The 875-nt window shown below is 49.7% G+C and carries 1 protein-coding gene; it reads right to left on the bottom strand.

Annotated elements, in window-relative coordinates; genetic code table 11:
* Positions 1-189: 189 nt before the first annotated feature.
* Positions 190-747 carry a helix-turn-helix domain-containing protein gene (locus ACTQ3R_RS16545; protein WP_004010378.1) on the bottom strand — a complete coding sequence of 186 codons (558 nt, stop codon included), beginning with the start codon at positions 745-747 and terminating at the stop codon, positions 190-192.
* Positions 748-875 lie beyond the last annotated feature (128 nt).

Here is an 875-nt window from a genome sequence, read left to right as displayed (position 1 = left end):
GAGTGGGAATGACGCTCGAAACGGCGAAAACCCGCATGAATACAGGCTTTTTTGCCCGTCCATACTGCTCTTGATACTGGATTGATACTATTTGTGTCCGCCCGGTATTCTCAAGAGAAAAATCCCAAAAGGACAAGCAAAACCGCCCTGCTGAACGACAAATTCAGCAGGGCGGTTTTTTTGCTTGTCTTATTTATTTTTCCGCCAAGGGATATAATATTCGCTTTCCAGGCCATCGTCGCAGGTATGGGGCCAGTTGAGTTTCCATTCAAAATACTCTTCCCTGGTGATCTCCCCGGCGTGTAACTCCTGCTGACGAAAAAGCCATTCCCGCATGAACTCGTCCACAAGGCCATACTGGAAGTACATACCCACGGGAGGGTGTGCGGGCCAGTCATCGCTATCATTGTACCGTACAGCGGTATCATCAGCGGCCCCTGCTCTGCCCGGATTGCGGACAAGTTGGAACAGGCGGATAGCGCCAGGGCTGTCCTCGTCCAGCCAGAAGAATGTCCGCATGAAGTCCTCGGCAGAGCCGGGGGCGATGGTGTAGAAGTTCTGGCGGTCTACCCGCAGCGCCTCGGCCATCTTGTCCAGCAGTTCCCGTTTCGGAACACGGTAATTCGTCTCATACTGGGCGATCCGGTTGTCCGCTCCCTTTTCCTCAAAGCCGATAGCAAGCCCCAATTCCTTTTGTGTCATGCCTCGAAAGGTGCGGATTTTCTTTATCTTGTCTCCGACTGTCATAATATCCCACCGCCTTTGCCAATAGTATAGCGCAAAAAAGCGAAAGATGCAAGATAATCTTTAACAAAAATGCGAAATAAATTCTTGACATTAACACTTATGTTAATGTATAATGAAGATGGTGACAT

This window comes from Lawsonibacter sp. LCP25S3_E2, from assembly GCF_052117285.1.
Classification (GTDB): domain Bacteria; phylum Bacillota; class Clostridia; order Oscillospirales; family Oscillospiraceae; genus Lawsonibacter.
The sequence above is the reverse complement of the archived record's forward strand: the minus strand, read 5'-3'. Positions and strand labels throughout refer to the sequence as shown.